The 6,580-nt window shown below is 37.4% G+C and carries 6 protein-coding genes and 1 pseudogene; 2 read left to right on the top strand and 5 right to left on the bottom strand.

All coding sequences use genetic code 11. The features are described 5' to 3' along the window. Positions 1-291: 291 nt before the first annotated feature. From arsS to H6G18_RS22045, 5 genes and pseudogenes are all read right to left on the bottom strand, one after another. Positions 292-1,302, bottom strand: coding sequence for an arsenosugar biosynthesis radical SAM (seleno)protein ArsS (gene arsS, locus H6G18_RS22025; protein WP_190409232.1), 1,011 nt, complete (start codon positions 1,300-1,302; stop codon positions 292-294). Positions 1,303-1,341: 39 nt separating this feature from the next. Further along, entirely contained in the window at positions 1,342-2,301 is a 960-nt protein-coding gene (locus tag H6G18_RS22030; protein ID WP_190409233.1) for an inorganic phosphate transporter, read from the bottom strand. Between the two features lie 15 nt (positions 2,302-2,316). Next, positions 2,317-3,285, bottom strand: coding sequence for an arsenosugar biosynthesis arsenite methyltransferase ArsM (gene arsM / locus H6G18_RS22035; protein WP_190409234.1), 969 nt, complete (start codon positions 3,283-3,285; stop codon positions 2,317-2,319). Between the two features lie 378 nt (positions 3,286-3,663). Next, positions 3,664-4,071, bottom strand: a pseudogene (locus tag H6G18_RS22040) (response regulator transcription factor); the annotation flags it as partial. Positions 4,072-4,316: 245 nt separating this feature from the next. Beyond that, complete coding sequence (locus tag H6G18_RS22045) at positions 4,317-4,604, bottom strand: Mo-dependent nitrogenase C-terminal domain-containing protein (protein ID WP_190409236.1); 288 nt, start codon at positions 4,602-4,604, stop codon at positions 4,317-4,319. A gap of 278 nt (positions 4,605-4,882) precedes the next feature. Between H6G18_RS22045 and H6G18_RS22050 the strand changes: the two genes are divergently transcribed. Both H6G18_RS22050 and H6G18_RS22055 read left to right on the top strand, forming a co-directional pair. After that, positions 4,883-5,497, top strand: coding sequence for a class I SAM-dependent methyltransferase (locus tag H6G18_RS22050; RefSeq protein ID WP_190409237.1), 615 nt, complete (start codon positions 4,883-4,885; stop codon positions 5,495-5,497). A 791-nt stretch (positions 5,498-6,288) separates the two neighbouring features. Next, complete coding sequence (locus H6G18_RS22055) at positions 6,289-6,504, top strand: SDR family oxidoreductase (RefSeq protein ID WP_242040439.1); 216 nt, start codon at positions 6,289-6,291, stop codon at positions 6,502-6,504. Positions 6,505-6,580 lie beyond the last annotated feature (76 nt).

Consider the following 6,580-nt stretch of genomic DNA (forward strand, 5'->3'; position numbering starts at 1 on the left):
GAGTTGTAGTATGTATTATGTGGTTTTATATTATCTCTATAAAAAAATAAAAACCGTGGAAACATTGAAGAATCTACGGTTTTTTGATGTGGTGTGAGGAGACTTAAACTAGATAAATTATAAGCTAACCTAACTATGTCCAATGCAAAACAACACTGTTTGTAATAAAATTAGCATTTACTGACATAAAGTAATTTTTCATACTTAATTAATACTTCGATACAGCTTCCATAAAATATTTTTTTGGCAGATAATAATTTATGGATATTTTATAGAACAATGTCTCTCAATTTACGCCAAAGCACCACCACAACTAGAACCGCAACCAGCAGTACAACCGTAGCAGTAGTTTGCAGTTTGAATTTCATCAATCACATCCAAACTGCCAGCTTCTAGTAGTTTAGCAACAGTTAAAATCTCCCCATCATGAGTTTTTGCTGGTAAATTCATCATCTGATTAAAATCACAATCATATATATTACCTAGATAGTCTACAGACAATTGATTGCGACACATCAAATTTTCAACTGTATCCAAATTGAAATTGAATTCTAAAAACTGCAAATAACTGGTATGTATTTTTTTTCGTTCTAAGTGCAGTTTGGTTCTACCAACTGGGAGATTAGTAATAGTAAAAAGGTTGTTAAATACAATATTAAAATTTTCTTGTAAAAATTTTTTATAATCTCGCTCTAGTTTACTCTGTTCAGGCGTTAAAGAAAATTCTTCATTTGTGGGTAGTTGTGGATTATAAACTAAATCCAAAATTAGATACGGATTTTGTCCATAACCAACTTTATTTAGCCATTGTAATGCTTTAATGGAATCATCAAATACACCTGTACCGCGCATCTTATCAACGTTATCTGCTAAGTAGCAAGGCATAGATGCTACAATCCTTATTTGGTTATTTGCAAAGTATTCCGGTAAATCACTAAAACCGTCTGCAAAATAGATAGTTAAATTAGAACGGACAATTACTTGCTTATTTTTTTGCCGTGCGGCTTCTACTAATGGTTTAAATCCATAGTTCATTTCTGGTGCGCCACCAGTCAAATCAACAGTTTGAATTTGCGGAAATCTGTAAATCAACTCGATTAATTGTTGACAGACTTCTGTTGATAATTCTTCAGTACGTTTTGGCCCAGCTTCGACGTGACAATGTGTACAAGCTAGATTACAACGTTTACCTAAATTAATTTGTAAAATATTGATTTCTTGTTTTACTAAAGGGGAACTTAATTTAGATTTAAAGGGAGTAATTTTAGTATTGATGGTAGTAGTGCTTGATGTAGTTGTCATTGATGACTATTCCTGAGACTTAAGATTGTGAAGATGCTGTTATCCTTGCAATATTCTATAAGTTATACCACCAATAATAGTGGACGTGGGTAGACTGAAAATCCAGACAAGCATAATTTGAGAAAAAATATATCCATTGGCTTTTCTACCAATGAGTCCTACACCAAAAATAGAACTCACTGCAACATAACTTGTCGATATGGGTAATCCAAAATTACTGGCGATAATCACTAAAAGACTAGTAACAATATTGGCAGATAATCCTTGAGTCCGATTCATGGTAGTAATTTTTGTACTCATGGTTTCGGCAATTTTCTGGGAGTTCAACAAACCACCAAGTCCCATAGCCATTGCTATGGTAATCATTGCTCCATAGAGTGAAAAATAATCAATAATTAGAACCAGAGACACAATTTTGGCAGTATCGTTAAATCCTCTAGCAAAACTGAATAACCCAGAACTAATATAATGACAAATATCAACTATTTTCCGACTTAATTGCCAATTAAAGCGAATTTTTATGTAATTAATTAAACTGCAAATTCCCGCACTTAAGGGAATAGCAATAATAGGACTTAAGAATAGAGGTAAAATAAAATAAATTCCCAGAACAGCAAAATCTACCTGTAATCCATACGCCACTAGACCAGCACCAAACATAGCACCTATAAGGCAATGATACGTAGAAATAGGAAATCCCATAATAGCAGCAATTAGTACAGTGAAACCAGATGCGATCGCCACCGCTAAATGAAACTCTGGTGCATTGGCGATCGCATCCGGTAGTATACCTTTACCAGTAAATTCCGTAACTATTGTTCTACCTAAATAGGTAGAGGTTAACGCACCTGCAAAAGTCGTAAAAGTTGCCCACAAAATTGCTGTTTGATAGCTGGTTGTCCGACTACCAAACAGCGTAGCTACACCCTTAAAATTGTCATTAGCTCCATTAGCATAAGCCAGGAACAGAGTAGCAATAAATAGACTAATTAACAACATTTTCAGGAGTATAAATTAACAGCAACCACCACCGCTATAATGCCAAGTTGAATCAGTAATTATTATTTCTGTTGGCTTTACAGTAGCTAGTTTAGCAGCAGTTTTATCGCATACAGTTGCCGGAATGCCACGTTGCAAGATATGTCCGCCTGCATCATCAAAAAATGGTTCAGAACCAGCATAGATTGCGGTCTTACCTGTAAAAATACAAGCTCCATCTTCTGGAGTAGCCACTTTGAATGAAACAGAATCAAGACTTTCTAAAAGTAGATGTGTTTCTAGGTTATAGGTTTGGGAATCCAGTAAGCGATAAGGACGACGGGCCCGAATTTCAATCTGACCAAAACCAGCATCAATAATGCGCTGAGTATATTCTTCGTAGGTCAGTGCGCCTGATAAACACATGGCGCGTAACCTTTCATCTTGTTGCAAATGTGCAGGAACGGGAAGGGTTGCAATCGGATCACTCATTTGCAAACGTCCACCAGGCTTTAATACCCGATAGGCTTCTTTTAACGCACGGGTTAAATCTTCAGGCTCAAAAATGTTGAACAAACAATTTTGGGCGACAATATCAACCGACCCATCAGCCACAGGTAAGTTAAAAGCATCCCCTTCCCGAATTTCTACAAAACTAGGGTCAAACCAAGGGTTTTGTGCTATCGCCATTTCTAAGTTACGTGCAGCCGCTTCTCGCATCGCTGCAACCGGGTCAACTGCAATTACACCACCAGGACGGCGAGAAAAATAAGCAAATTGCAATGCTTCTAATCCACCACCCACACCAACATATAAGACTGTAGGTTCCTTGGAGAGTTCCGTAGGGTGAACCGTGGTTCCACAACCATAGTTCATTTCCTGCATAGACAAAGGAATTTTTAGCCCTGGTAGTTGTAGGGGCGTGCTTTGAACACAACAAAGTCCCACTTGTGGGGTTTGGGCAACTTCGCTGTAAAATTGTGCGGCTGTCTCTAAATAGGTCATGTGGTCTTGATATTGGGTCTTGGGATGTAGAAGTTTAGGGAACAACAAAAAATAAATTTCCCCATATTGTTAGTGTGTAGGATCCGTCAGTCCTAGATATTGAGAGTGCGTAATTTGTATTACGTTCTGACGCACCCTATAAATTGGGTAATTTCTAAATTGAAAGTCCCTAACTTTGTGCATCCTCAATATAACTAACATTGACATCAGTTTATATTGAGGACAGCATCATCCCCAAATACCCATCAAATAGCTAATTCAGGTCTTAAGTGTTAAAGGGTAATACTCTTAATGTGAGCTATGCAAACAGCATTTTGGCCGTAGGCTATTCTCAACTCTGATTCCTACATCCTACTGTATGACCGTTGATAGCTCTTAAACATCTGCTGCATCTGCTTGTTGGGTTCTTTGCAAGTGAGTGCAGATCTTAGCTAATAATTCCTCAAGATTGAAAGGTTTGACTACGTAATCATCAGCATCAGCATCTAAACCTGCAATGCCATGACCTATAGTTGGTCGGGAGCCATCAATGGTTTCATCTTTAGTGGTTAATAATATTATCGGTACATTATTGGCAGTACTCCGCAAGCGGCGGCAAATTTCCCACCCCGACAAACCAGCTACCGTCCAATCTAAAATTATCAAATCTAGCTGCAATTTCCGCGCTGCCATCATTGCAGTTAATCCATCATAGGCGATACTAACCTGATACCCTTGATAGTTCAGTTCCAATTCTAGACATCGCGCTAATTTGACTTCATCTTCAACCAGTAAGATGTGCGTCATGATCGAGCAAAAGTAAAAGGGTAAAGGTAACAATTATCAGATACCTATACTGTGGACATTTAGGCGACTGCACATAGTCTTGTTATTGCCACTGTGCTGTGATAGCCAATAATGTCACCAATAATATGGGCATCTAATTAGTTCTAGGTTAGCTTATTATACTTTTGCTTAAGTAACAACCGTAAGTTTATACAGTAATGAGTGATGAGTAAAAATCTTAATCTCTAGCCTCTAAACTCTTTTTCTTAGCAATAAACTGTGACATCTTCACCGCACTCATCAGCCAGATAACACAGTGCTTTGAAACGCAAACCCACTACTTCCTCGTATAAAGGATTTAATTTACACATTGGCGGAATATGAAAGAATATGTGACCAAATAGCTTCACATCTCTCTCAAACGGACATTGAGCAGGGATGGCTTTGCATAACAGACGAGCTAGTTTAGAGTTGTGAATTTCAATTCCTTCTAACCATCTGCGGATGGGATGTAGTATGTCTTTGTGAGAGTTCATTTGAATAAAGCTTGTCATGATAAATCACCTTTTTTGTTATGTTTGAACCTCTGTAATTAAATACGGTCAGGATATCTGTTTTTATGCAGCAATTATTCGTTGTTTAATTCTCCGCAGAGTTAACTTTCATATCTGAGAACATTGTTAACTACAATTGCCAATACTGGGATTACGGAAGAATGATGACAATTTTCCCTATATCTGTTGTACTAAACGCTAGGCTAGATATTGCTATATTGTTAAGCACAGAGCAAAACTACTTAAGCCAGGCTTAAGCATTCAGACTGTGAAAAACTATGACTAATGATTTTCTGAAGAATAAGAAGCTAATTTTTGACCGTTGGGCCCCTAGTTATGACTGGCTTTTTCCCTCTATTTTTTACCAGGCTATTCACAAACGTTTGTTGGAATATGTCGATTTATCACAGCAAGCAAACGTACTTGATTTAGGTTGTGGAACTGGTCGCTTACTGGAACGCCTTGCTACTCAATTTCCCAAATTGCGGGGTACAGGTTTAGATTTATCTTCTAATATGTTGCGCCAAGCAAGACTCAGTAATCGCCACCATGCACGTTTAATTTTTCTTGAAGGCAAAGCGGAGTCTCTTCCCTTTGGTAATGATCAGTTTGATGCAGTTTTCAACACCATAAGTTTCTTACATTATAGTGAACCAACACAGGTGTTGCATGAGGTATCACGGGTACTTTCTCCTGGCGGACACTTCTACTTAGTTGACTTTACCTCTAAAAAAGAGAAAGAACCGCAAACATTATCTATTGCTTCTCAGGCAATTAAATTTTATAGCCCCAATCAACGTGAAGTTCTTGGCTCATCTGCCGGGCTATTATGTGTAAATCATCATTATTTATTAGGGACTGTTTTACTGACCGTCTTTGCCAAAACAACCTGAGGTTTATCAACAATAAATTTAGCTTTTCTGAATGCTGAATTTTCGATTCTGCATTTTCATCACACAACAACACCCAAACATCTACTAGTTGTGATCATTTCCTCCCCTTGTTCATTCTATCTAGGGATGTAATCATCATTTACTACTACAAACAAGCAATAGAAATATGTTACAGCGCCCCCTACTTTAGGATATTTGAGGAAATATCAACTTTCGCGTTGGGTGTTGTCGGCTTTAAACGAGACAGACATTAAATTAAACAGCGTCTTTTACCTCTTGATCTTGTTTTACACACCAGCTGTTAAATCTGCCAGGGAAGCTTTCTATGTAGCTTCAATTATTAGATTAGCACTCCCTAAACTAGTTGGGAATTCTTTGCAAATAAACTTTACTTATTTAGACGAGATATTTTAAGCTCTAGCCTGCTATTTATCTAGATAAATTTGATAGTAATATCTGGAACTCTAGCTATATTTTTTGGAGTAATGACTTCATTAATTTTTAAGTTTTGAAAAGTATTAGGTAGAAGGGAAAGATAAGATTGTAATGCGACCGTGTGTATCCGTGGTTAGAAAAATTATTTTTTACCACAGACGCACGGAGAGAAAAGCAGAAGCTTTCTGGTGAGAAGTAGGGTTTTATGAGTCACCTTGACGGGACTATTTTAAACCCTCCAATGCAAAGTAATTTAGGCTATGACTTCCTGTCGCTTGTAGAGCATTGTCTTCCCTCAACAAAGAATCTTGTAATTGAGTATTATGTAAAAAGATGTAAAGAAATGTAAAAAAATAATGCAGAATAAAGTAGTTGTCATTGTTGGTGCGAGTGGTGGTATTGGTTCAGCCTTAGCTCATAAACTAGACTCTACCGGGGCAAAGTTAGTACTAGTGGCGAGAGACAGCAGCCGTTTAGAGACTTTGGCTAATGAGTTATCGGGGGAAGTTTTAACCATTCCTACAGATATTACTGACCCTTTAGAGCTGATTCGTAAAGTAAATATTAAATAGACAATCGCCTAACCATGAGACGAAGTAAGGAACCATAAATCATGGCTTCACTTACCTCTGAATACACTTCATAATC

It is taken from the genome of Anabaena subtropica FACHB-260 (assembly GCF_014697105.1).
In the GTDB taxonomy this organism is placed as follows: Bacteria; Cyanobacteriota; Cyanobacteriia; order Cyanobacteriales; family Nostocaceae; genus Trichormus; species Trichormus subtropicus.